This is a genomic window from Bacteroides sp. 51 (assembly GCF_010500965.1).
Taxonomy (GTDB): Bacteria; Bacteroidota; Bacteroidia; order Bacteroidales; family Bacteroidaceae; genus Bacteroides.
Genome location: NZ_QVMI01000113.1, coordinates 1 through 406 on the forward strand (window position 1 = coordinate 1; position 406 = coordinate 406).

1 pseudogene is annotated in these 406 nt (G+C 46.3%); it reads left to right on the forward strand.

Annotated features, from left to right (window positions below):
• A pseudogene (locus D0T87_RS23760) lies at positions 1 to 406 on the forward strand (hypothetical protein); the annotation flags it as partial.

Here is a 406-nt window from a genome sequence, read left to right on the forward strand (position 1 = left end):
AGTAAAAATGTTCCACCAAAAGAGACAGATAACTTTGATGCTCAGGTCATTATCTTGAACCACCCTGGAGAGATCCGCATTGGGTATGCACCAGTGCTTGATTGCCACACCAGTCACATTGCTTGCAAATTTGCCGAGTTCAAAGAAAAGATCGACAAGCGATCGGGAAAGAAACTTGAGGACTACCCCAAATTGCTGAAATCTGGTGATGCTGGTATCATAACTCTTATTCCATCTAAACCCATGTGTGTGGAAGCTTTCTCAGAGTTCCCTCCTCTTGGGCGTTTTGCTGTCCGTGATATGAAGCAGACAGTTGCTGTCGGCGTCATTAAGGCAGTTAACCACAAAGAGGGAGGTGGAGGAAAGGTTACCAAGGCTGCACAGAAGGCCTCTGGCAAGAAGAAGT